This window comes from Candidatus Izemoplasmatales bacterium (genome assembly GCA_041649275.1).
Lineage (GTDB): Bacteria > Bacillota_I > Bacilli_A > Izemoplasmatales > Hujiaoplasmataceae > UBA12489.
This window is the reverse complement of the sequence record JBAZNL010000004.1, coordinates 21,531-43,578: the sequence shown is the minus strand read 5'-3', so window position 1 is coordinate 43,578 and position 22,048 is coordinate 21,531. Positions and strand designations below refer to the sequence as shown.

Genomic DNA, 22,048 nt, shown 5'->3' with positions numbered 1-22,048 from the left:
TGCCGGAAGGATGGAATGACATGAAAAAACTGCTTGGTATAATTCTGGCGCTCATGACCCTGACGGCGACGATCGGATGCGGTCTGCCGACGACGGACACCTCCGGCGATCCGTCCGTGACGACCACCGACGACGGAAAACTCGACGTCGTCCTTCTGGTGAACGGCAATCTCGGCGACATGTCGTTCTTCGATTCCGCGAACGCGGGCATCGAACGCCTCAACGCCGAGTACGGCGACGTCATCGACGCGAAGACGATCGAGATGGGCACCAACCAGGCGGGCTGGGAGACCACGCTCTACCGCGTCTCGCAGCAGGAGTACGACCTCATCATCTGCGCCACCACGCAGATGCGCGAGTCGCTCCAGAAGGTCGCCAACCGCTACCCCGACAAGCACTACGTGATCTTCGACACCGAGGTCAAGGACGGCGCCGCCGCGGACTATCCGAACGTCCATTCGATCCTGTTCCGCCAGAACGAGGGCGGTTTCCTCGCCGGCGTGCTCGCCGCGGCGATGGCGAACGGCACCTCCGGCATGACCGCTCCGGTTTCCGGCAGCGGCAAGGTCGGCTTCATCGGCGGGATGAGGAACGACATCATCTACGACTTCGCCGTCGGGTATGCCGCGGGCATCGCCTACGAGAATTCCCGCACGCTCGTCCGTACCACCCTCACCAACTCCTTCGTGGGCAACTTCAACGATTCCACCCAGGCGAAGGCGCTTGCCACCGTCCAGTACAACGCCGGCGCCGACGTCATCTTCGCCTGCGCCTCGCAGGCCGGTCTCGGCGTCATCGACGCCGCCCAGACCAAGACCCGGTACGTGATCGGCGTCGACTCCGACCAGTACCTCTATTATGCCGATTCGAATCCGACGCGCGCCGGACTGATCGTCACCTCGGTGATGAAGAAGGTCGGCGACGTCATCTACGATACGGTCCTCGCGTATCTCGAGGACGAACTCGACTTCGGCGTCCTCGTGAGCTACGGCCTCGCCGAAGGCATCATCGACCTCGCGGTCAACGCCAATTACCTCGCGAAGGTTCCGGAAGAACTCCGCGACCGCCTCGACGCCCTCAAGGCCGAGATCGTCGCCGGCACGCTCGACGTGACCTCCCGCTTCGACCTGACGTTGGAGCAGATCGATTCGCTGTTCGACACCCTCGAATGAACCAAGGAGCATGACCATGGCCAATCCGATCCTGCGGATGCAGGGCATCTGCAAATCCTACGGTCCCGGGATCGTCGCCTGCGACGACGCGTCGTTTTCCCTCGACGCCGGCGAGATCCACGCCCTTGCGGGCGAAAACGGCGCCGGCAAGACGACCCTCATGAAGATCCTCTTCGGCATGGAAAAGGCGCAGCGCGGCGCCATTTTCATTCATGGCGAGGAAGTTTTCATCCATCGTCCGAACGATGCGATGGCCCGCGGCGTGGGAATGGTGCACCAGCACTTCATGCTCGTCGGCGACCTCAGCGTCGCCGAGAACGTCACGCTCGGCATCGAGCCGCGCCGACGCGGCCTCTTCGATCGATCGGCCGCGCGCCGGCTGGTCGCCGAGATGGCGGAAAAGTACGACATGGCGGTCGATCCGGACGCGCTCGTCCGCGACCTCTCCGTCGCGAACCGGCAGAAGGTGGAGATCCTCAAGGTGCTCGCGCGCAACGCCGAGATCATCATCCTCGACGAGCCCACCGCCGTCCTCACGCCGCAGGAGACGAAACGCTTCTTCGAGCAGCTTTCGGCCTTGCGGAAGGCCGGCCGGACGATCGTCGTCATCACCCACAAGCTTGCGGAGATCAAGGCGATCTGCGACCGCATCACGATCCTGCGCAAGGGCAGGACCGTCGGCACGTACGCCGTCGCGGCGATTTCCGAAGCGGAGATCTCGCGACGGATGATCGGCGGCGAACCGCCCGCCGAAACCGCCCGGACCGCCGTCGCGGTCGGTCCCGGGCTGCTTTCGTGCGACCGCCTGACCTGCCTTTCGCCGGACGGACGCGTGCTTCTGGACGACGTGTCCCTCGAACTCCGCGGCGGCGAGATCCTCGGCGTCGTCGGCGTCGAGGGAAACGGCCAGCGCGAACTCGTCGACGTCCTCACGGGACGACTCCTGCCCGAACGCGGGAAGGTCCTGCTCGCGGGGACCGACATCGTCGGGAAGACTGTCGGGGAGATTCGGCGTCTCGGACTCGCTTTCATTCCGGAGGACCGGATGGCGGACGGCGTCGACCTCGAGGGCACGATCCTCGACAACGCCACCGCGATCGTGCGCGACGAAACGGCATACAACGCCGGGCCGTTCGAGAGACGCCGCCGTCTTTCGGACTACGCCGGGCAGCTCGCAAAACGATATGACGTCCGCTTCGACGCGCTCGGCGAGAAGATCCGCCAGTTGTCGGGCGGGAACATGCAGAAGGTGGTCTGCGGACGCGAGATCGACGCCTGCGGATCCGTCCTCGTCGCCGACCAGCCGACGCGCGGCGTCGACGTCGGCGCGGTCCGGACGATCCACGACCGGATCGAGGCGCTTTCCGTCGAAGGCAAGGCGGTCCTGCTGGTGTCGAGCGACCTCGGCGAGATCCGCGCCCTGTGCCGCCGCGCGATCGTGCTCTGCCGGGGCGAGGTCGTCGCCCGCATCCAGGACCTTGCGTCCGTCACCGAAGAGGAGCTCGGGCTGTACATGCTCGGCCTCCGCCGCCAGACGGATGCGGAGCGTGCGTCATGAAGCGCGCGTTCGCCTTCTTCAAGCGACTGTGGCTCCGGTCCCGGCCGCGCCTCCTCGAGACGCTCGTCGAGGGCGGCAGGACGCTGCTCGCGATCCTGATCGCCTATCTTGTCGCCTTCGCGGTCATCGGCCTCGTCTCCGAGGATCCGGACACCGCGATCCGCTGGTTCGTCTTCGGCCCGCTCTCCTCGCCCGCGGAACTCGGCGAGGTGGTGAAGAACGCCGCGCCGCTGATGTTCGCCGGCGTCGCCGCCTGCCTCATCATCCGCGGCGGCAACTTCAACATGTTCACCGAGGGCGCCTTCTACGTCGGCGGACTCGCCGCCGCCGTCGTCTCCATCTTCGTCGAACTGCCCGGCGTGCTCGCGATCGCGGTTCCGCTTCTCTCGGGGATCGCCGCCGCGATCGTCGTCGGGTTCGTGCCCGCGGTCCTGAAGGAGAAGCTCGGGGTGAACGAGTTCGTCTCCTCGATCATGTTCAACTTCATCGTCCTCTGGGTCGGCGTCTGGCTGATCTCAAACGTCGTGATCGACGTGACGTCGGGAGACAACGCGACCGCGCCGATCCCGGACGCGTCGCGACTGTCCGTCCTCGTCGCCGGAACCAACGTGACGACCGGGATCCTGATCGCGCTCGGCGTCGCCGTCCTCGCATCGGTCTATCTCTTCCGCACCCGCTTCGGGTACCGTCTCCGGATGACGGGCGACAACCGCGCCTTCGCGAAGAACGTCGGGATCGACGTCGCCCGGGCGGGACTGTCCTCGCAGCTCCTCGGGATCGGCGTCGCCGGCCTCGGCGGCGGCGTGGAGATCCTCGCCAACTACCGTCGCTTCAACTGGAAGAGCCTGCCGGGCTTCGGCTTCGACGGCTTCATGGTCGCGATCATCGCCAAGAACAAGCCGCTCCTCGTTCCCTTCGCGGCCCTCTTCATCGGCTATCTCCGCTCCGGGGCCGACCTGATGGCGTTCAATTCCGACGTCGCCCAGGAGGTCGTCCAGGTGATCCAGGGACTGATCCTGATCCTCGTCGCCGCCGAGGCGTTCTTCTCGAGCGCCTGGCTGCGAAGCCTGTTGTCCCGCCGCGCGTTCGCCCGCCGGCGCGCCGACGGTACGGAGGAGGTGGACGGACGTGCGTGACATCCTCGACCTGTTCACGACCCCCGCGTTCTACGCGATGGTCCTCCAGCTGGCGACGCCGCTCGTGTTCGCGACCCTCGCCGCGCTCGTCTCCAACCGCGCCGGCGTCCTCAACATCGGCATCGAGGGCACGATGGTCGTCTCGGCCCTGGCCGCGGCGATCGCGAGCACCCGCTTCGGATCCGCCGCCGCCGGCCTCGCCGCGGCGATCCTCGCCGGCATCCTCGCGGGCGGATTCTTCGCCCTCTGCGCGGTCCGTCTCCGGACCCACCACATCCTCGTCGGCATCGCCACCAACATCCTCGCGGCCGGCCTCGCCGTCTTCGTGATCTACGGCATCACCGGCAACAAGTCCGACTATCCGGCCGTCGCGATTGCATCGTGGAGCGTGCCGTTCCTCCGCGACATCCCGTTCTTGGGCGAGATCTTCTTCGAAAACCTCCATCCGCTCGTCGCGCTCGCCGCGGTCGCGGTCGCGGCGGTGGCGTTCCTGTTCCGCCGCACCGTCCTCGGCATCCGCATCGTCGCCGTCGGAAAGAACGAGACCGCGGCCGCCTCCGTCGGCATCCCGACCCGCCGGATCAAGACCGTCGCGCTGCTCATCGCGGGCGGTCTCGCCGGCCTCGGCGGCGCCTATCTCTCGCTCGGATACATGAGCGGCTTCAACACCGGCATGGTCGCCGGACGCGGCTTCATCGGCATCGCCGCCGAGGCCATGGGCGCCGGACATCCCATCGGAAGCGCGCTCTTCGCGGTCCTCTTCGGAATGGTCAACGCCTTCTCCCTGACCGCCCAGACGTTCGGATCGCTGTCGATTCCCTACGAACTGCTCAACACCCTGCCGTACCTGACGACGACGGCGGGACTCGTCATCTATTCGATCGTCCGCTTGCGGAAAGCGAGACCCCGTCGTCCGCGGAAGGAGAAGAGACCATGAAGAAAGCGTGGGAGACCGCGTACGAACTCCTGCACGGAAGCATCCCCGTCGTCCTGAGCGAAGACGAGCAGGCGTGGAAGGGGATCGAGGCCTTCGAGAAGATGACCGACCTCACCTACCGCATGAAGTGGCATTCCAACGTCCCCGGCTCCGGCGCACCGGAATCGGTGATCGCCGGCGCCGTCCAGTCGATGGAGAACATGGGTTACGACGTCTCCGAGGCCGAGCAGCTGCTCGAGGAGGGGCGCCGGGCGTTCGACGCGGACGACATGCGCAAGCTGATCCCGATCACGTGCCGGCTGTGGAATCTCTTCGGCCGGATGGCGTCCATCCCCCATCATCCCTACCGTCGCCACGCCGTGTACGACACCTTCGAGCAGTACCACGCCCGCGCCGTCCTCCCGCCGCGGGTCGCCGTCGATCCCGCTACGCCCGGCTTCCGGTCGCGGACCCGCCACGGCTGGCTCGCACAGATCGTCGGCGGCGCATTTGGCACCGCCCTCGAGGGGTACGTCACGGCGAACCTGCGGACCGCGTTCGGCGAGATCCGCGACTACGTGCGCACCCCGAACACCTACAACGACGACATCACCTACGAACTCGCGTTCCTCGACGCGTATCGCCGCGCCGGACGCCGGATCAATAGCGAGGACGTCGCCCTCGCGTGGGTCGGGGTCGTGCCGTTCGGCTGGTCGGCCGAGGAGATCGCGCTCAAGAACATCGCCGCCGGAATCATGCCCCCGAAGAGCGGCCATTTCAACAACCCCTACCGCGAATGGATCGGCGCGCAGATGCGCGGCGCGATCTGCGGGATGCTGTCGCCGGGCGACGCCGCCGAGGCGGCCCGCCTCGCCTTCGTCGACGGAGCCGTCTCCCATAGCAACAACGGCATCCTCGGCGAAGTCTTCAACGCCGTGATGACGTCCCTCGCCTACGTCGAGACCGACGTCCGCCGCCTCGTCGAGGCCTGCGTCGCCGCCATCCCGGACGATTCGGAGTACCATGCCGTCGTCTCGCGCGCGCTATCGGCCTGCAGGGCCGGAACCGACTGGGAATCGACCTGGGAGGAACTCGAGCCCGAGTTCAAGACCTACAACTGGATCCACAGCTATCCGAACGCGGCCGCCGAGGTCGTCGCCCTCTGGTTCGGCAACGGCGATTTCGACGAGACGATGCACGCGATCGGGATGATCGGCTACGACGTCGACTGCAACGCCGCGCAGATCATGACCGCCGTCGCGATCATGAACGATGCCGTGCCGAGGCGGTGGAGCGATCCGATCGGCACCGAGATCGTCACGTACTGTCGCGGGATGAAGAAGATGACGATCGATTCCCTGACGGACGACACGATCGCGGCGATCGACCGCTCATGACCCGCCGGTTCGCCTCCCGACGCTTCGAGTCTCGAATGGGAATCGGCCGGGGGAAGCGGTACCGGAACCGATTCTATGTCCTTCGACTAAAAAACGCATCCGAGCGACTGGACTTCCGTCCGGTCGACCTCGGGTGCGTTTTTTCATCGGTAATCGGCTTGATTCCGCAACGCGATTACGGTTCACAGGTTTCGGTGATCTCCCCGAACGCGAACACATGCGCCAGTTCCTCGTCCGACAGCATCCTGATTTCGCCGTCGACGATCGTCTCCGACTGGTCCTGTTCGAACCGGCGGATCTTGCGGACGGTCGTGAAGAGCGACGCCGCCGCGAGCACGGCGACGATCGCGATCAGGACCGTGGCGACCGTCGAGAAGACCTGCGAGAACATGAATTCGATCGGGATCGCGTCGATCGATACCTCGAAGTCGGGGATGCCGCCGGGCATGCCTCCGGGGGGCATCGATCCGATCCTGTCCATGAAGGCTTCCTTGTTCGGGATGAATCCCTCGGGACGTTCCATCGCCCCGAAGCGGAAATCGCGGACGGCGGAGAAGACGGTCCGCATTCCCGTCTGCAGCGAACCGAAGTCGGTGAGCGCCGAGGCGATCTTGCGCGACAGGGTGTTCGCGAACCGACCGACGCCGCCGCTACGGATGCCGGAAGCGGAGGCGAAGAGCGACGCCGACAGGAGCAGCAGCGCGACGGCGCTGTCGGCCTTGGGGATCTTCACGTGGTTGGAACGGATCACGCTCTTGTTGAGGGCGTGCTCGCAGCCGATCGCCGCGAAGAAGAGCGCCACGAAGTACGCCATCACGAGCGCAAGCAGCGGCGAATAGACGAAGTATGCGATCGGGATCAGCAGAATCCCGACGCCCTTCATGACGAAGAAGGCCTTCGGCGAGATCACCAGTCGGAACTTCCGACGACTGATGCCGGCGGCGTCGAGCCGTTCCTTGATGGCGGCCTTGTGCTGTCGCGAACGTTCCTTCTTTTGAAACTTCGAAAGTGCCCTGCCCATGGCGGCTCCTATTCGAACCGGAGCGCGACGACCGGGTCGAGATCGGCCGCCTTCACCGCCGGGGCGATTCCGGCAAGAATCGAGACGGCGAAACTGAGGGCCAGTCCGAGCAGGTAGTTTTCGACGCCGTATCCGATCAGCGCGGTTTGAAGCGAGATGCCGGTGATCACGTTGGTGGCGACGGTCACGGCGAGCGCGAAGACGACCGCCATCGCGCCGCCGCCGAGACCGATGAATCCGGCCTCGCAGATGAACATCGTACGGATGTCGCGCTTGCGTGCTCCGATCGCCCGCAGGATGCCGATTTCCTTGGTACGTTCGACGATGGAGATGTACAGGACGATGAAGATCATGATCGCGGCGACCACCATCGAGATCGCGCCGACGCCGGTGAGGATCTGCGTGCCCATTTCGATGTACTCGAGCAGGAAGTTCGCCTCGTTTTCGGCCTGACGGACGCTGTAGCCGAGTTCGGCGAGGTCGTCCTTGGCGACGCTGATGGTGGTGACGTCGGTCATGGTGAGGTAGAGAACGTTCGCATCGACGGCGAGGTCGACCATCGCCGCGAGCGCATCGGCGACGATCAGGGCGTCGCTCTCGTCGGTCCCGTCGCTGCCGTCCTCGTAGATGCCGGTCACCGTGTAGACCGTCGTGACGTCGTCGACCGTGATCGACAGTTCGAGTCCGACGGCGCCGATCAGACCGTTTTCGGAGAGATCCGACGCCATCGTCTCGTTCACGATGATTTCGTCGACCTCGTCGGCCAATTCGCCGTACAGGATCGCCGGATAGTAGAAGCGGTAGAAGGCGGACAGGCCGTCGATGTCCGTCTCGAGGTCTCCGGTCGCGCAGGCGACCCCTTCGAGGATCGCCGACGGATAGGCGCGGGCGATCCCGTCGACCTCCAGGATCTCCGCGAGATCGTCGTCGGTGAAGGCGGAACCGTCCCTCATCGAGACCGCAAGTTGGGTCGATTGGAGGTTGTCGACATAGACCTCGCGGACGTAGTCGGTGAGTCCGAGACCGAGATTCAGGATCAGGACGACGGCCGCGATGCCGATCGCCAGACCGATCGACACCATCAGCGTCCTGCTCTTCTTCTTCATCAGGTTCTGGAACGACAGCCGGGCGACGTCCTTCACCCTGATCGGCTTCGGCATGATCACCTTCTCATACTGAGGGATCTCCTTGGGAGATGTTTTTCTGACGTCGGACACGACGACGCCGTCGTCGATCCTGACGACGCGGGAACAATAACTGCTGACGAGTTCGCTGTGGGTGACCACGATCACGAGTTTCCCCGACTGGACGATCTTGGCGAGGATCTTCAAGATCACGTCCTGCGATTCCTTGTCGAGCGCGCCGGTCGGCTCGTCCGCGAGGATGATCGACGGATTGTTGGCGAGCGCGCGGGCGATCGCGACGCGCTGCTGCTGCCCGCCGGACAGCTGCGAGGGATACTTCCGCTCGTATTGGTCGAGTCCGACCATCCTGAGCAGTTCCATCGCGCGTTCGTGGCGGAGTTTAGGCTCGATGTCGCTCATCCGCATGGCGATCTCGATGTTCTCCGCAAGCGTCAGGTGGTGGATCAGGTTGTAGTCCTGGAAGACCATCCCGACGCGTTTCTTGCGATAGTCGTCGAGCTGCTTCTCCGTGTAGTCGCGGATGAAGGCGTCCTTGACGACGACGCTTCCCGTATACTCGCTGTCCAGGCCCCCCATGATGTTGATGAGCGTCGACTTCCCGCACCCCGACTCGCCCACCAGGGCGACGAACTCGCCGCGATCGAACTCGACGGTGACTCCTTTCAGGACGACTTGTTTCTGGGTTTTCGTGATGTTGTAGCTTTTCTCGATGTTCGCCAAACGGAGCAGTGCCGCCATATTGACCTCCTCATGCCGCGACGCGCGTGCCTTCATGCCCATTCTAGGCTCCGCGCGTGTCGGAATTGTGAGTAAACGGAACCCTCAGTGAAGTTCACGAAAACCTCACGAGGCCGTCGCCGAACCACAAAAAAATCCCCCCGCCTGTGGCGGAAGGATCGTTCATGGACCCGTAATTCAGAGTCTTTCGATCAGGTTGAGGAAGCTCTCGATCGGCTGGTCGCCGAGCAGTTCCTCCTTGTCGTTCACGACGATCTTGGGAACGCCGGAGACCTTGTACACGCGCGACATCTCCTGGAACGTCTGGGCCTCGATCATTTCGGCCTTGACGAGCGGGTTGTGCATCGCGAGCAGGTGCGCGGTCTGGACCGCGCCCGGGCAGTGCGGGCACGAGAGGGTCACGAAGACCTTGATGTCGACGGGCTTGTCGATCTTCCGAATGCGGGCGAGGACGTCCGCATCGAGCGCGGGGGTCGCGCCCGACAGTTCCATGATCGCGGCGAGGAAGGAATTGATCTCGTGGCCGGCGGGGATCCCGCTGAACTTGACGCCGCGGTCGTGCCCGTCCTTGTCGAGGACGACGAAGCCGGGAATCCGGCGGACGTCGTACTTCTTCGCCTCGTCGGCATCGGCGACTGAGTCCTTGACGACGAGGTTGATCTTGGGATTGAGGACGGCGATGTCCTCGAGCAGCTGGCCGGTCTCGACGCAGGTCTGGCACTTGCCGTCGGAGAAATAGAGGAGTGTGATCGGGTCCTTCATGTCGGCGAGGATCGACTTGATCTGGTCGGCGACGTCTTGCGGAATCAGCTTGGGCATGTTATCGGGTTCCTTTCATATTGAGATGGGCGCTCGCCGCGAGGGCTGCCTTGGCGCCTTCCGCGGCGGCGATGACGATCTGGCGGAAGGGCTGTTCGGTGATGTCGCCGGCGGCGTAGAGGCCTTCGCAGTCGGTCCGCTGCTGGCCGTCGACGACGATCTCGCCGCGGTCGTTGAGCTTGACGAGGGAGGAAAACAGGGCCGAGTTCGGGATCGTGCCGATCTCGATGAAGATGCCGTCGGCCGGGATCGACGATTCGATGCCGTCGGCCTTGTTCCGGATCCGGATCGACTCGACGCGGTCGGTGCCCTCGATCGAGAGGATCTGCGTCTCGAGCATCACCGATACGTTCTTCACGTCTTTCAGCCGGTCGAGGATGGTCTGGTCGGCGCGGAAGCGGCTGCGGTGGACGATGGTGACGCGCGACGCCCACTTGGCGAGGTCCATCGCCGCCTCGACTGCCGAGTTCCCGCCGCCGGCGACGACGACGTGCATGCCCTTGAAGAAGGGCGCGTCGCAGGTCGCGCAGTAGGAGACGCCCTTGCTCGCGAGCCGGAGTTCCCCGGGAACGTCGAGCCGCCGCGGGGAGCCGCCGAGCGCCGCGAGCAGCGTCCTCGACCGGATCCTCCCGCCGTCCTCGAGCCTGAGGACGAACAGGTCGTCCTCCTTCTCGACCGCGATCACGCGCGATTGCGTGAAAATCGGGATCTCGAGCGACCTGACGTGGGCGACGTAGCGGTCGATCAACTCGGAGGCGTCGATCGTCTCGAAACCCAGGTAGTTCTCGACCGCATGCGTGTTGCGCAGCTGGCCGCCGAGCTCGTGGGCGACGACGGCGGTCGACAGGCCCTTGCGCCTGGCGTAGAGCGCGCCGTTCAGTCCGGCGGGTCCGCCGCCAAGCGCGACGAAGTCGTAGACGACGTCGGAAGCGGCCGGTTTCTTCGGTTTTTCGATCGTGAAATTGAACATGGTCGGTTACCTCTTCTTCCATTATAACGATTTCCGAATGGAAAACAAAGGGTTTGCTCAAAGATGCTCGCATCCCCCAAATGATCCGACGATCGACGGAAGTATTGAAAACACAGTATCAAAAGATGCGGAAATGGCATATTTTTGAAAACGCGATTTCACAAGATTGAGAGCGACAACCTGATGATTTATGGTAAGATGATATCGATGCATGCCTCCGATCGCATGTCGGGCTCGCCTGCATCGCCACATACATATGCAGGATTGGAAAAGGGGGGAGACCATGGAGACGGTTCTCGTGTTGGCCAAGCAGATCGCGATCATGTTCGCCCTCATCGCCGTCGGCTGGATCCTCTTCCGAATGAAACTGCTCACCGAACAAGGGGCGAAGGATCTGTCCAACCTGCTCCTCCGGATCGTCGTTCCGGCGATCGTCGTGAAGTCGTTCATCGTCGAACGCACGCCGGAGAACACGAAGGCTTTCCTGATTTCTTTCGCGCTGTCGCTCGGACTGATCGTCATGTCCGCCGTCATCGCCAAGATCGCCTTTCGCGACAAGCGGCCTGCGGAGCAATTCGGGGCCGCCTTCGCCAACGCCGGCTTCTTCGGGATTGCGCTCGTTTCGGCGCTTCTCGGCGAATCCGCCGTCTTCCACATCACCTCGTTCGTGATGATGATCTTCGTCTTCCAGTGGACCTACGGCGTGCATCTCTTCACCCGCGACAAGAGCATCTTCGCACCGAAACGGCTCCTCACGAATCCGGTCCTGATCGCCTTTTTCGTCGCCGTCATCCTCTTCTTCACGCAGATTCACGTCCCGGAATTCGTGATGACGCCGCTGTCGATGATCACGCCCCTCAACACCCCGATCGCGATGATCGTGATCGGGTCCTACCTCGCCCGCGACCGGTTCGCCGACCTTCTGCGCGATCCCGGCGCATACGCCGTCGCGGCCTTCCGCCTCGTCGTCATCCCGCTGTTCTCGCTCCTCGTCCTGAGCCTCCTTCCCGTCGCATGGAACGAGTTGCGTCTGGCACTCCTCCTTCCCGCGGCCGCTCCCGTGGGCGTGAACGTCGTCCTCTTCGCCGGACTCCACGACAAGGACTACCGCAAGGCGGTCCGCATCGTCTGCGTCAGCACCCTGCTTTCGATCGTCACGATCCCGCTTCTGTACGCCCTCGCCACGATCCTGTGGCGGTAACAGATACTAGACCAGGAGGTTTCCCATGTTCCGCAAAGCCCTGCTTTCGCTCTTCATCCTGCTCGCCGTGTTCCTCAGCCTTTCCTGCGAAGGACTGCAGGAGCAGTACTACGAAGTCCACGTCATCGAGGGCGAAACGCCCTTCTACTTCGTCAATCCCGACGAGGGATCCGAACCCCACGGACAGAACCAGTTTTCGAACGAAGGCACCCTTTGGGTTTACCTCTACATTCCGATCGACGGCGAGCCCTTCAGCTATGAGCATTTCTACGCGCCGCTGACCGACCTTTCGGTCTATCGCGAGATCGCGACGGACCGGCTGTTCGTCCTGAAGACGGACGAGATTGACGACCGCATCTACCAGTTCTATCTCGACAAGGCCGCCTTCGAGAACCCGGCGTAAGACGATTCTTTGCGAAAATCGACCTGCGGAAGGTTCCCATCCGCGGGTCGATTTGCTATAATGGGGAAGGATTTCATCCGATGGGAAGTGTTCACATGGATTTCATGACCGAATTCTTCAGCTGGAACTTCACCCGCGAACCGGAAGGTCTCTTCTCCTGGCAGCACCTCGCGATGGTGACGTCCGCGTTCGCCCTCGCCGCCTTTCTCGCCTTCCGCCTGAGCGCGAAGGTCGCCGGAAAGGACCGCGCGGCGAAGATGCGCGTGGTCGTCGTCGCGGCGATCGTCCTCGACGGCCTCGAACTGATCAAGCTCGTCAACTACTGCCTGATCACCGGATCGCTCAGGATCCTGCTCAACTACCTGCCGCTGTTCCTCTGCTCGATTCCGCTCATCGTCCTGCCCGTCGCGGCGTTCGCGAAGGGCAGGATCCAGCAGGCGTCGCTCGACTTCGTGATGATGTTCGGTCTGCTCGGCGCCATCCTCGGAACCTATCTCGCCGGAAACATCTATTCGATCTTTCCGGTCCTCCACTTCGATCCGATGATCAGTCTCGCGACGCACATGACGTCCGGATTCGCCGCCCTCTACATCGGTCTCTCGGGACTCGGCACGCTCGAGAAGCGGAACCGCTGGATCGGGATCGCGATCCTCGGCGTCTTCATGGCGACCGCCTTCGTCGTCGACAAGATCGGACACGTCGCCGGCTTTCAGGACAACTACATGTTCCTGACGCGGTCGGACGGCACGCCTTTCATGATCCTGGAAAACGTCTTCGGCGCCGGAACCGCCCTCTATACGCTTTCGGTCGCCCTCTGCATGTGGCTCTACATGGGCGTGTTCCATCTGACCGCCGACGCGTTCGCCAATATGAAACATCGGACGAAACCCGTCGCGACACGGCTTCGCCCGTAAGGAAAGGAAGAATCCCATGACATTTCTCGAGATGACCAAGGCGCGCTATTCGGTGCGCACGTATGCAAGCACCCCCGTCGAGCCGGAGAAGCTCGAACGGATCCTCGAGGCGATCCGCAATGCGCCGACCGCCCACAACGCCCAGCCCCAGCGCGTCTTCGTGATGCAGAGTCCCGCGGCCCTCGCCGACGTCGACGCCTGCACACGCGGCCGTTTCGGCGCGCCGCTCGTTTTGGTGATCTGTTACGACGAGACGGTTTCATGGAAACGCAAGGACTACTACGATGCCGGTCAGGTCGACTGCGGCATCGTCGGCACGCACGTCATGTTCGCGGCGCTCGAACAGGGACTCGGGACGTGCTGGGTGGCGATGTTCAACGCCGCCGAGATGGCGAAGCGTCTGGAACTCCCGGATCACGTGATCCCGATCGCCGTGATGCCCGTCGGCTATCCCGCCTTGGGATCCGTTCCCTATCCGTTCCACGACCAGCGACGGCTTGTGACCGACCTCGTCGTCCGCAAGTGACGCATCGTCCCCGCGATGCGTCTTTTTCTTCGCGCGGCGACAAACGTTTCGATCGCTTCCGTTTCATCGAAATGTTCGCATTTTTCGCCGGTTTTCCCCCGGTGAACCTTGACAAAACGGGGAATCGGCCCTATACTGATCATGTCAATCGCAAAATTGGCGAAAGCCAATGACGCAAAGCTATAGGGCCTTCGATCTCGATGGCAGCCAGTTGCCGTTGTCCCCGCAGGGATGAGGGCGTTTTTATTATCCCCCTCCCTCGGGATCTACCTCATTTCTTCATTCAAGGAGATCACTATGCAATCACTGAAGAGAAAGGTCACGGTTTCCGCATTCGTGCTGGTTCTGGCGCTTTTGACGACGCTCGGATCGACCTTCGCCTGGTTCACCGTATCCAACACCGTGACGGTCGGCTCGATCGAGCTGAACGTCAAGACCTCGCCGTCCCTGCTGGTCCGCGTCTACGACGAGGACGCCTACTATTTCGCGGGGGCCGTCGGTTCGAGCGACATCCGGAGGCTGGACGGAACCACCGTCTACACGTATGTGGCGCTTCCTTCTCCGCACTACGTCGAAACCACGCCGTCCTACACGATCGACGTCGACGGGAACCTCGTGCTCGGCGCCGACATCATCGTCCACGACGTCGAACATTCGAACGAGTTCCATTACGCCGGCGCCGTCGGAACCACCGACATCCTCGACGGCGACAACCAGGTCGTCTTCGATTACGTCACCGACCATTTCGAACTGCCGACCAGCGGCACCGAGTACACCCTCGAGGACATGGATCCGACGGGAACGGTCGACTATCGCCTCATCGACGATGCGCTCGCCGAGGTGCTGAACGAGGAAGTCCTCTACGATACCGCCGCGCTCGCGAAGACCGGTGCGGGGCTGTACGATGCGACCACCTACCACAACTACCTCGAGATCGCCGACTTCCTCGCGAGCGGCGTCTACGCCGACATCGCCTCCTGGAGACTTCAGCCGGTCACCGCCGTCAACACCGCCTACGCCGCCGTCCGCGGCGACCAGTTGAAACGCTTCTGGTCCCCCAACGACGACCTGAACCGCACGCTCGATCCGCTGCTTGCCGGCGATGTCAACGCCGCCGCCGGCCGGATCATCGAGTTCAAGCTCTGGTTGCTCTCGCAGGGAACGACCGCCTACGACCTGTACCTGTCGGACCTGGACATCCTCGCGGGCGTCAACGCGATGGATGAACAGGACGATGCGATCAACGCCACCAGGCTTTCGGTGACCGCGGGTGCCACGTCGATCATCTACGGAAGCGACGTCGATTACGCCTACGACTATCTCCGCGGTTCCGTGGGATATGCATCCTATGAAATCGCAAGCACGTCGATCGCCGCGGACGAAGCGGCGGCGGACGCGGGCAGCGTCGCGTACTACTGGTTCGGCGCGGCCGGAACGTCGGACATCATCGACACCTCCGACGACTCCGTCGCCTATGCCTTCGTCGATGCGGATCCGGACTACTTCACCGCCGGCGCCGACGAGTTCACCTTCATCGCGGGCAGGGGCCTGATCGCCAAGGGTCAGTTCAACCGCATCCTCGACTTCAATGCGGCGTTCTCGGCCGCGGCCGGGGCACCCGTCGACCACACCTCCGAGATCATCAGCGCCTTCGCCGGGAACACCCCCACGATCCTCACCTTCCGCATCTACGTGGACGGCTGGGATCTCGATGCCGACAACAACATCATCGCCGCCAACATGACCGTCTCCTTCGCCCTGTCGATCGGTACGGTCGACTGATTCACAACTCCATACGATCGTCGACTCGCGGCTTCGGCCGCGAGTTTTTTCGTCCTCGTCGAAATCAGGATGACGCGTCCGTTTCATGTCATAGTATAATGGAAGAGTCGGGGAGGTGCTGCCGATGGACGAGATCGAACGAATCCTACGCGTGCATGCGGTCCGCTATCCGAAGATGACCGTCGACGACCATCTCAAGCTGCTCTACCAGAACACCTTCGGACCCCGCCATTTCGGAAACGATCCATCGCTCACGCGGATCAAGGCCTATCTGGAAGAGGAACTCGCGGCGACGCCGGCCGATCGGCTACCGACGGTCGAGGACATCGGCGGCGGATACGTCCGCGTCGACCTGTCCTGCGTCCGCGCCGGCCTTTGCGGATCCGCGACGCTCGCCGAAGCCTTCCACCGCTCGATGACCGAGCTCGCAGAAGCCGCCGGGACGCTTCGCGACCGCTTTCTGGCGCGCGTCGGAGTCCTGCTCCGCCTGATCGAAACCGGCGTCCTCGGGACGCCTGATGACGCCGCGCGGGTCGCGGCGACCCTCGAGGAAGGCATCCGCCCGATCCACCACAGTCCCGTCTTCAACGCCGCCTACGCGCCCCATTACCGGGTCGTCGGCGTCTCCCATCTTCCCCCCGAGGTGACCGTCATGGAAAGAGTCCACGTCAAGGAAACGCGTTTCAAGGGAATCGAACGGAATCCCTCCCTGCTCGGCTTCGGATGCATGCGCCTGCCGGTGCTCGAGCCGGGCAAGCCCGAGATCGACGAGGAACTGGCGCTGAAGATGATCGATTTCGCCTATGCGCACGGCGTCAGCTACTTCGATACCGCTTATCCGTACCACCACGGTCTGTCCGAGCCGTTCGTCGGCCGGGCGCTCGCGAAATACCCGCGCGAATCGTTCTTCCTGGCGACGAAGATGCCGGGATGGCTCGTCCATTCGCGCGAGGACGCGGAACGCTACTTCCAGGAACAGCTTTCGCGCTGCCAGGTCGAGTATTTCGACTTCTATCTCTGCCACGCGCTCGGCGAGGAGAACTTCAAGCCCTACCAGATCCCGGGGGTGATGGCCTTCCTCGACGAGATGAAGGCGGCGGGCAGGATCCGTCATCTCGGCTTTTCGTTTCACGACACGCCGGACGTGCTCGAGAAGATCATCCACGCGCGCCAGTGGGACTTCGTCCAGCTGCAGCTCAACTACCTCGACTGGGACCTGCAGGACGCGAAGCGCCAGTATGAGATCGTCGCCGCGGCCGGGCTGCCCGTGATCGTCATGGAACCGGTCCGCGGCGGCCTGCTCGCGACCCTCTCGCCCGAAGCCGCCGGCGTCTTCCGGACCGCCGATCCCGCGGCGTCGCTCGCCTCCTGGGCGATCCGCTACGCCGCATCGAAGGATCAGGTCATGGTCGTGCTCTCCGGCATGTCGGATGCGGCGCAGGTCGAGGACAACGTGAGGACGATGTCCGCTTTCCGCCCGCTCGGTGCGGAGGAGGAGGCCGTCGTCGGAAACGCGCTCGAAGCCTTCCTGAAGAACCGCACGATCCCGTGCACGGGCTGCCGCTACTGCATGCCCTGTCCGAACGGCGTCGACATCCCGCGCCTGTTCCGGATCCATAACGAGTATGCGATCAATCGCCGCAAGCGCGCCTTCGTTTCGGCTTACGAGGAACTGGCGCCGGAAAGCCGCGCCGACCGCTGCGTGTGGTGCGGCGAATGCCTCACCCACTGCCCGCAGAAGATCATGATTCCGGAACGCATGCAGGAGATCGCGAGCCTCTACGAGAGCCTGCGTCAGGAAGGTGGGACGGGGATGCGGCTCGTCAACACCTACCGCGAGACGATCCCCGCGTCGCGCTTCATCGGGAAGCGCTATGGCGACGGCGACCGCGACGCCTACGGAAGCTACGGGGCGATGTGGGGCGAATGGTTCGCGACGGGACGGTTCGCGCCGCTCGAAAAACTGACCTTGAACACGCAGGAAGGCGGCGCGTACGTCGGCCTGATGCGCTGCGTGCCCGTCTTCCAGTACTGGATCGGCGTCTTCTGCCCGCCCGGGACGCCGGTACCGGAAGGCTACGACCACGTCGACTTCGCCGCCTTCGACGTCTCGACCTCATGGATCAAGGGCAACCGCGAGAACGGCGAAATCTACGGCGAACGGACGCACGGGTCCTCGGTCGCGGCCGCGCAGGCGAAGGGGCTCAAGGTCAAATCGGAACCATGGTACTTCGAACGCTACGTCGACGGCCGCTTCACCGCGGAAGACGCGTCCGGCGACGTGATCCTCGACTACTGCATCGAGATCGAACCGGAAAAGACGCGCTGAACTCGTCCTTTCGGGCATGCGGATACGACCGAAAAATCGCCATGAGATTCTTTTTCGGGGTTGACTTATGCATGCGTACGCTTATATAATGGAGACGATTTACGATTCAAAAATAGATAAAAGGGGGATCAAGCTAGTGAAAAAGGTTTTGGGATTGATTGTGCTTCTCTTGTTTGCGTTCGGCATCACCGCATGCACCGAAGAGACCACGCTTCCGCAGGATCCGGAAACGCTCATCGTGCAGTTCGTTCCGAGTACCGCCGTCGATTCAGCGCTCCTGCTCAAACTCAAATCGCTGGAAGGCATGGTGGAAGCCCAGCTGCTCGCCGCCGGTTATGACATCAACGTCAACATCAGCATCAGTACGAGCTACGCCTCCGCCATCGAAGCGATGGTGTCGGGACAGGTTCACGTCGCCTTCCTCACCGCCCAGCAGTACGCCTACGTGACGACCGAGTATCCCGGGGAGGTCGAGGTCCTTCTGACGTCGGTCCGCGACGCCTACAACGCCCAACTCGGTGCCGGCAACGTCGTCATCACCGATCCCGCGACGATCATCGAGAACGCCAACACCACCGGCTACGACGCGACGACCAACTCCGCCGTCAAGGTCAGTTCCTACTACTCGATGCTGCTGATCCGTCAGGAAGACATGGCAGCCTACGAGGCGGCCGGAATCGACTGGCTGAAGGGCAAGAACATCGGCACCCAGTCGACCACATCGGGCTCCGGCTACGTGTATCCGTCGCTGCTTCTCGACGACAACGACATGAAGTTCGTGCCGAACGCCGAAGGCCCCAACGCCGCCGAAGGCGAAGTCGGATATACCACGATTTCCGGACATCAGACGGCCGTTCTCGCGCTGCTCAACAATGAGGTCGACGGCGTCTTCACGTTCTTCGATTCGCGCAACCATGCGACCGCCTACGCCGCCTGGCAAGAGGCGAACCCGACACTGAACATCTACGAAGTCACGCAGGTCGCCGCCCTGACCACGCCGATCTACAACGATACGATCTCCGGTCTGGCCAGTCTGTCCACCGGACTCAAGACCGCCATCCAGAACGCCTTCATCGCCATCATCGCGACGACGGACGGCTACGATGCGCTGCAGATCTACAACCACAAGGGATATCTCGTTGCCGTCGATTCCGATTACGATGGCGAAAGAGCTCTGTACCGTTTCTTGAATCCCGTAGCATAATCATCCACAGGGGGTCCCCATGATCAGATTCGTTGACGTTTCGAAAACCTATCCCAATGGCGTCCAGGCGCTCCGAAACGTCAATTTGGAGATCAACGATGGCGAATTCGTCGCCATCATCGGATTATCCGGCGCAGGAAAATCGACGCTTCTCCGTTCCATCAACAGGATGATTTCCATCACCGCGGGACAACTCTACATCGATGATGTCGACATCAGCACCGTCAGAGGCAAGGAATTGCGGATCCTCCGACGGAACATCGGCATGATCTTCCAGTCCTTCAATCTGGTCAAACGGATGTCCGTGTTCAGCAACGTATTGACGGGTAGGGTGGGTTTCCACCCTACCTTTCGCACGTTGTTCGGGCTGTTCCCGACGGAGGACAAGATCCTTGCGCTCGAATCGCTCGACACGATGGGAATCCTCGACAAGGCGTTCACGCGCGCCGACCAGCTGTCCGGCGGACAGCAGCAGCGCGTCGCGCTCGCCCGCGCCCTCACGCAGAAGCCGAAGCTGATCCTGGCCGACGAACCGGTCGCCTCGCTCGACCCGATCACCACGGTCCAGGTCATGGACGACTTCGCCCGCATCAACCGCGACTTCGGGATCACGATCGTCGCCAACATGCATCACGTCGACCTGGCCCTCAAGTACGCGCAGCGCATCATCGGCATCAAGGACGGCCAGATCGTCTTCGACGGACCCGCGCAGGCGATCACCGAGGCGAAGCTCGTCGAGATCTACGGCCGAGCCCTCAAGCACAACGAAATCCTCGGTGAATGACGATGGCGAAAATCACGCTCACCAACGGGAAGATCGTATACAAGCCACATAACAAGAGTTGGATCGTGCTCGTCGTCATCGGCGGACTCACGGTCCTCTTCGCCTATCTCGTCTCGCTCGACAGCATCGGCATCCAATTCCACCCTGAAGAGCTTCCGGTCATCCTGAAGAAGCTGTTCTCGCCGCATCGAGGAGAGGACTGGGGCGATTACTTCGCCTATATCCTCAAACTCCAGAACGTGATGGTGACCACCCTCCAGATGTGCTACGGGGGAACCGTCATCGGCGCACTGTTCGCGGTGCCGTTTTCCCTGCTCTCGTCGAAGAACATCGTGAAGACCAAGTGGATCTATACCCCGTTCCGATTCCTTCTCAACCTGTTTCGCACCATCCCGATTCCGGTCCTTGCCGCGATCTGCATCAGTTTCGTGGGGACCGGCATTCTGGCCGGTCTGTTCGCGATCGCCCTCTTCACCTTCGGCATCATGGTCAAGATGCTCTATGAACTGATCGAGACGATCGACATGAACATCGTCGAGGCGCTCGAGTCCACGGGAGCGAACAAACTCCAGGCGATCCGGTACGCGGTGTTTCCCCAGGTGTTCCCCGATTACGTCGGATACGCCATCTACATCCTGGAGACGAACATCCGCTCCTCGGCTATCCTCAGCTATGTCGGCATCAGCAGCATCGGCACGGTCATGAAGGACAGCGAGATGACGGACTACGACAAGGTCGGAGGCGCGATCATCCTGATCTTCATCATCTGCGTCATCATCCAGCTGTTCTCCGATGTCGTGAGGAGGAAGCTGGCATGAACCGTCTGCGGAACGTTCTCGCGAAGAAACCGAAGAAATGGATCATGAACCTGCTGTTCGTCGCCGCGATCGGCACGATTCTGGTGCTCTCGTTTGACGGGGCGACCATCAATCCGCTCCGATTCCCGCAGATCCCGTATGTCTTCCTGGGAATCATCCGGGGCTTTCTGAACATCGACTGGTCGACCGTCCTCGGGTATGGAGAATTCACGTTCAGCCAAAGCATCGCATACTATGCGATCCAGACGCTGGCGATCGCCTTCATCGGCACGCTGGTGGGCGGGATTCTTGCGGTTCCGGCCAGTTTCCTGGCCGCGGAAAACGTCGTCGGCAAACGCGTCGCGAGGATCGGACGGTTCTTCCTCGTCATCATCCGCGTGTTTCCGGAGATCATCCTGGCGTTCATCCTGGTCAAGGGGATCGGCACCGGTCCGATCACGGGCATCTTCGTCATCGGCATCCACTCCGTGGGGATGCTCGGGAAGCTGTTCTCGGAAGCGATCGACAGCATGGATCGCAGTTCGATCGAGGCGCTCGACGCCGTCGGAGCCGATTCGCTGCAGAAACTCCGCTTCGGCATCCTGCCCCAACTCATGCCGCTGATGTCGTCCATCGCCTTGTACCGTCTCGACATCAACGTGCGTTCGGCGACCGTGCTCGGCGCGATCGGCGCCGGGGGACTCGGCACCCTGATCATCCTGTACTCGAACCCGCCGTCGTGGGTCAGCCTTCCGGGCGTCATCGTCGCCATCATGGTGATGGTCCTCGCCGTGGACAGCATCTCCTCGGCGCTGCGCAAGAAACTGGTCTGAAGAAACGAGCAAAGAGACCCGGAAGTCGCCTTCCGGGTCTCTTTGCGTTTCGATGAACTCAGTGCTTGTCCTTGTTGGTGTCGATCTTGAACGGCAGGTACAGCGGGCAGCGCTGGACCGCGGCGGTGGCGAGGGCGATGGCGGCGGGGATCAGAAGCCACCAGAACGGGATCGCGACGGCGAGGATCACGAGGACGGCGCCGACTCCGAGGCGGATGGCGCGATCGACGTTTCCGACATTCTTCTTCATGTTTTCACTCTCCTTCTCACGATTCCATGATACACCCGGAAGCGGGCTTTGTCCCGAAGGACGCTCACGGACGCTCCCGTCCCCCGAAAAGCGCTCGTCCGGGCACGAAAACGCCTCGCGTTCGCGCGACAGATGATATAATGAATGTACCGG

At 62.6% G+C, this 22,048-nt stretch carries 20 protein-coding genes and 1 riboswitch; of the genes, 15 read left to right on the top strand and 5 right to left on the bottom strand.

Going from position 1 to position 22,048, the window contains the following annotated elements:
- Nucleotides 1–20: 20 nt before the first annotated feature.
- The 5 genes from WC509_04375 to WC509_04355 are packed head-to-tail and all read left to right on the top strand — an operon-like array spanning nt 21 to nt 6,179.
- Entirely contained in the window at nt 21–1,172 is a 1,152-nt protein-coding gene (locus tag WC509_04375; GenBank protein MFA5006684.1) for a BMP family ABC transporter substrate-binding protein, read from the top strand.
- A gap of 16 nt (nt 1,173–1,188) precedes the next feature.
- Nucleotides 1,189–2,730 (top strand): ABC transporter ATP-binding protein, encoded by a 1,542-nt coding sequence (locus WC509_04370; protein MFA5006683.1) that lies wholly within the window; start codon nt 1,189–1,191, stop codon nt 2,728–2,730.
- On the top strand, nt 2,727–3,866 hold the full coding sequence (locus WC509_04365) for an ABC transporter permease (GenBank protein ID MFA5006682.1): 1,140 nt from the start codon (nt 2,727–2,729) through the stop codon (nt 3,864–3,866). The genes WC509_04370 and WC509_04365 overlap by 4 nt, the downstream gene beginning before the upstream one ends.
- Nucleotides 3,859–4,803: an ABC transporter permease gene (locus WC509_04360; GenBank protein ID MFA5006681.1), complete on the top strand. Its 945-nt coding sequence runs from the start codon at nt 3,859–3,861 to the stop codon at nt 4,801–4,803. Before WC509_04365 ends, WC509_04360 begins: the two co-directional genes overlap by 8 nt.
- The gene (locus WC509_04355) at nt 4,800–6,179 is read left to right on the top strand and encodes an ADP-ribosylglycohydrolase family protein (protein MFA5006680.1); all 1,380 of its coding nucleotides are present in this window, start codon (nt 4,800–4,802) and stop codon (nt 6,177–6,179) included. The genes WC509_04360 and WC509_04355 overlap by 4 nt, the downstream gene beginning before the upstream one ends.
- Nucleotides 6,180–6,354: 175 nt before the next feature.
- On the opposite strand, the gene WC509_04350 is transcribed toward WC509_04355, so the two are convergent.
- The 4 genes from WC509_04350 to WC509_04335 form a co-directional block, all read right to left on the bottom strand.
- The gene (locus WC509_04350) at nt 6,355–7,200 is read right to left on the bottom strand and encodes a hypothetical protein (protein MFA5006679.1); all 846 of its coding nucleotides are present in this window, start codon (nt 7,198–7,200) and stop codon (nt 6,355–6,357) included.
- 8 nt (nt 7,201–7,208) lie between these two features.
- Nucleotides 7,209–9,083 carry an ATP-binding cassette domain-containing protein gene (locus tag WC509_04345; GenBank protein ID MFA5006678.1) on the bottom strand — a complete coding sequence of 625 codons (1,875 nt, stop codon included), beginning with the start codon at nt 9,081–9,083 and terminating at the stop codon, nt 7,209–7,211.
- Nucleotides 9,084–9,260: 177 nt separating this feature from the next.
- Nucleotides 9,261–9,902, bottom strand: a complete 642-nt coding sequence (locus WC509_04340) for a thioredoxin family protein (GenBank protein ID MFA5006677.1) — start codon at nt 9,900–9,902, stop codon at nt 9,261–9,263.
- A gap of 1 nt (nt 9,903) precedes the next feature.
- Nucleotides 9,904–10,872: an FAD-dependent oxidoreductase gene (locus WC509_04335; protein MFA5006676.1), complete on the bottom strand. Its 969-nt coding sequence runs from the start codon at nt 10,870–10,872 to the stop codon at nt 9,904–9,906.
- A gap of 283 nt (nt 10,873–11,155) precedes the next feature.
- Between WC509_04335 and WC509_04330 the strand changes: the two genes are divergently transcribed.
- From WC509_04330 to phnE, 10 genes are all read left to right on the top strand, one after another.
- Entirely contained in the window at nt 11,156–12,073 is a 918-nt protein-coding gene (locus tag WC509_04330) for an AEC family transporter (protein MFA5006675.1), read from the top strand.
- 25 nt (nt 12,074–12,098) lie between these two features.
- On the top strand, nt 12,099–12,476 hold the full coding sequence (locus tag WC509_04325) for a hypothetical protein (GenBank protein MFA5006674.1): 378 nt from the start codon (nt 12,099–12,101) through the stop codon (nt 12,474–12,476).
- Nucleotides 12,477–12,571: 95 nt separating this feature from the next.
- The gene (locus tag WC509_04320) at nt 12,572–13,390 is read left to right on the top strand and encodes a hypothetical protein (protein ID MFA5006673.1); all 819 of its coding nucleotides are present in this window, start codon (nt 12,572–12,574) and stop codon (nt 13,388–13,390) included.
- 16 nt (nt 13,391–13,406) lie between these two features.
- On the top strand, nt 13,407–13,916 hold the full coding sequence (locus WC509_04315; GenBank protein MFA5006672.1) for a nitroreductase family protein: 510 nt from the start codon (nt 13,407–13,409) through the stop codon (nt 13,914–13,916).
- A gap of 139 nt (nt 13,917–14,055) precedes the next feature.
- Nucleotides 14,056–14,135: riboswitch (cyclic di-GMP riboswitch) on the top strand.
- Between the two features lie 78 nt (nt 14,136–14,213).
- Nucleotides 14,214–15,698 (top strand): hypothetical protein, encoded by a 1,485-nt coding sequence (locus WC509_04310; GenBank protein MFA5006671.1) that lies wholly within the window; start codon nt 14,214–14,216, stop codon nt 15,696–15,698.
- A 124-nt stretch (nt 15,699–15,822) separates the two neighbouring features.
- Nucleotides 15,823–18,027 carry an aldo/keto reductase gene (locus WC509_04305; GenBank protein ID MFA5006670.1) on the top strand — a complete coding sequence of 735 codons (2,205 nt, stop codon included), beginning with the start codon at nt 15,823–15,825 and terminating at the stop codon, nt 18,025–18,027.
- A 160-nt stretch (nt 18,028–18,187) separates the two neighbouring features.
- Nucleotides 18,188–19,231, top strand: coding sequence for a PhnD/SsuA/transferrin family substrate-binding protein (locus tag WC509_04300; protein MFA5006669.1), 1,044 nt, complete (start codon nt 18,188–18,190; stop codon nt 19,229–19,231).
- A gap of 19 nt (nt 19,232–19,250) precedes the next feature.
- Nucleotides 19,251–20,015, top strand: a complete 765-nt coding sequence (phnC, locus tag WC509_04295; GenBank protein ID MFA5006668.1) for a phosphonate ABC transporter ATP-binding protein — start codon at nt 19,251–19,253, stop codon at nt 20,013–20,015.
- 2 nt (nt 20,016–20,017) lie between these two features.
- Nucleotides 20,018–20,833: an ABC transporter permease subunit gene (locus WC509_04290; GenBank protein MFA5006667.1), complete on the top strand. Its 816-nt coding sequence runs from the start codon at nt 20,018–20,020 to the stop codon at nt 20,831–20,833.
- Entirely contained in the window at nt 20,830–21,645 is an 816-nt protein-coding gene (gene phnE, locus WC509_04285; GenBank protein ID MFA5006666.1) for a phosphonate ABC transporter, permease protein PhnE, read from the top strand. Before WC509_04290 ends, phnE begins: the two co-directional genes overlap by 4 nt.
- A 58-nt stretch (nt 21,646–21,703) precedes the next feature.
- On the opposite strand, the gene WC509_04280 is transcribed toward phnE, so the two are convergent.
- Nucleotides 21,704–21,895, bottom strand: a complete 192-nt coding sequence (locus WC509_04280; GenBank protein ID MFA5006665.1) for a DUF2892 domain-containing protein — start codon at nt 21,893–21,895, stop codon at nt 21,704–21,706.
- Nucleotides 21,896–22,048 lie beyond the last annotated feature (153 nt).

What these genes read in the sequence shown, in the direction of transcription:
- WC509_04280 (MFA5006665.1), bottom strand. Translation starts at nt 21,895, where the DNA reads ATGAAGAAGAATGTCGGAAACGTCGATCGCGCCATCCGCCTCGGAGTC.
- WC509_04345 (MFA5006678.1), bottom strand. Translation starts at nt 9,083, where the DNA reads ATGGCGGCACTGCTCCGTTTGGCGAACATCGAGAAAAGCTACAACATC.
- WC509_04350 (MFA5006679.1), bottom strand. Translation starts at nt 7,200, where the DNA reads ATGGGCAGGGCACTTTCGAAGTTTCAAAAGAAGGAACGTTCGCGACAG.
- WC509_04290 (MFA5006667.1), top strand. Translation starts at nt 20,018, where the DNA reads ATGGCGAAAATCACGCTCACCAACGGGAAGATCGTATACAAGCCACAT.
- WC509_04335 (MFA5006676.1), bottom strand. Translation starts at nt 10,872, where the DNA reads ATGTTCAATTTCACGATCGAAAAACCGAAGAAACCGGCCGCTTCCGAC.
- WC509_04330 (MFA5006675.1), top strand. Translation starts at nt 11,156, where the DNA reads ATGGAGACGGTTCTCGTGTTGGCCAAGCAGATCGCGATCATGTTCGCC.
- WC509_04365 (MFA5006682.1), top strand. Translation starts at nt 2,727, where the DNA reads ATGAAGCGCGCGTTCGCCTTCTTCAAGCGACTGTGGCTCCGGTCCCGG.
- WC509_04325 (MFA5006674.1), top strand. Translation starts at nt 12,099, where the DNA reads ATGTTCCGCAAAGCCCTGCTTTCGCTCTTCATCCTGCTCGCCGTGTTC.
- phnC (MFA5006668.1), top strand. Translation starts at nt 19,251, where the DNA reads ATGATCAGATTCGTTGACGTTTCGAAAACCTATCCCAATGGCGTCCAG.
- WC509_04315 (MFA5006672.1), top strand. Translation starts at nt 13,407, where the DNA reads ATGACATTTCTCGAGATGACCAAGGCGCGCTATTCGGTGCGCACGTAT.
- phnE (MFA5006666.1), top strand. Translation starts at nt 20,830, where the DNA reads ATGAACCGTCTGCGGAACGTTCTCGCGAAGAAACCGAAGAAATGGATC.
- WC509_04320 (MFA5006673.1), top strand. Translation starts at nt 12,572, where the DNA reads ATGGATTTCATGACCGAATTCTTCAGCTGGAACTTCACCCGCGAACCG.
- WC509_04305 (MFA5006670.1), top strand. Translation starts at nt 15,823, where the DNA reads ATGGACGAGATCGAACGAATCCTACGCGTGCATGCGGTCCGCTATCCG.
- WC509_04370 (MFA5006683.1), top strand. Translation starts at nt 1,189, where the DNA reads ATGGCCAATCCGATCCTGCGGATGCAGGGCATCTGCAAATCCTACGGT.
- WC509_04355 (MFA5006680.1), top strand. Translation starts at nt 4,800, where the DNA reads ATGAAGAAAGCGTGGGAGACCGCGTACGAACTCCTGCACGGAAGCATC.
- WC509_04375 (MFA5006684.1), top strand. Translation starts at nt 21, where the DNA reads ATGAAAAAACTGCTTGGTATAATTCTGGCGCTCATGACCCTGACGGCG.
- WC509_04340 (MFA5006677.1), bottom strand. Translation starts at nt 9,902, where the DNA reads ATGCCCAAGCTGATTCCGCAAGACGTCGCCGACCAGATCAAGTCGATC.
- WC509_04310 (MFA5006671.1), top strand. Translation starts at nt 14,214, where the DNA reads ATGCAATCACTGAAGAGAAAGGTCACGGTTTCCGCATTCGTGCTGGTT.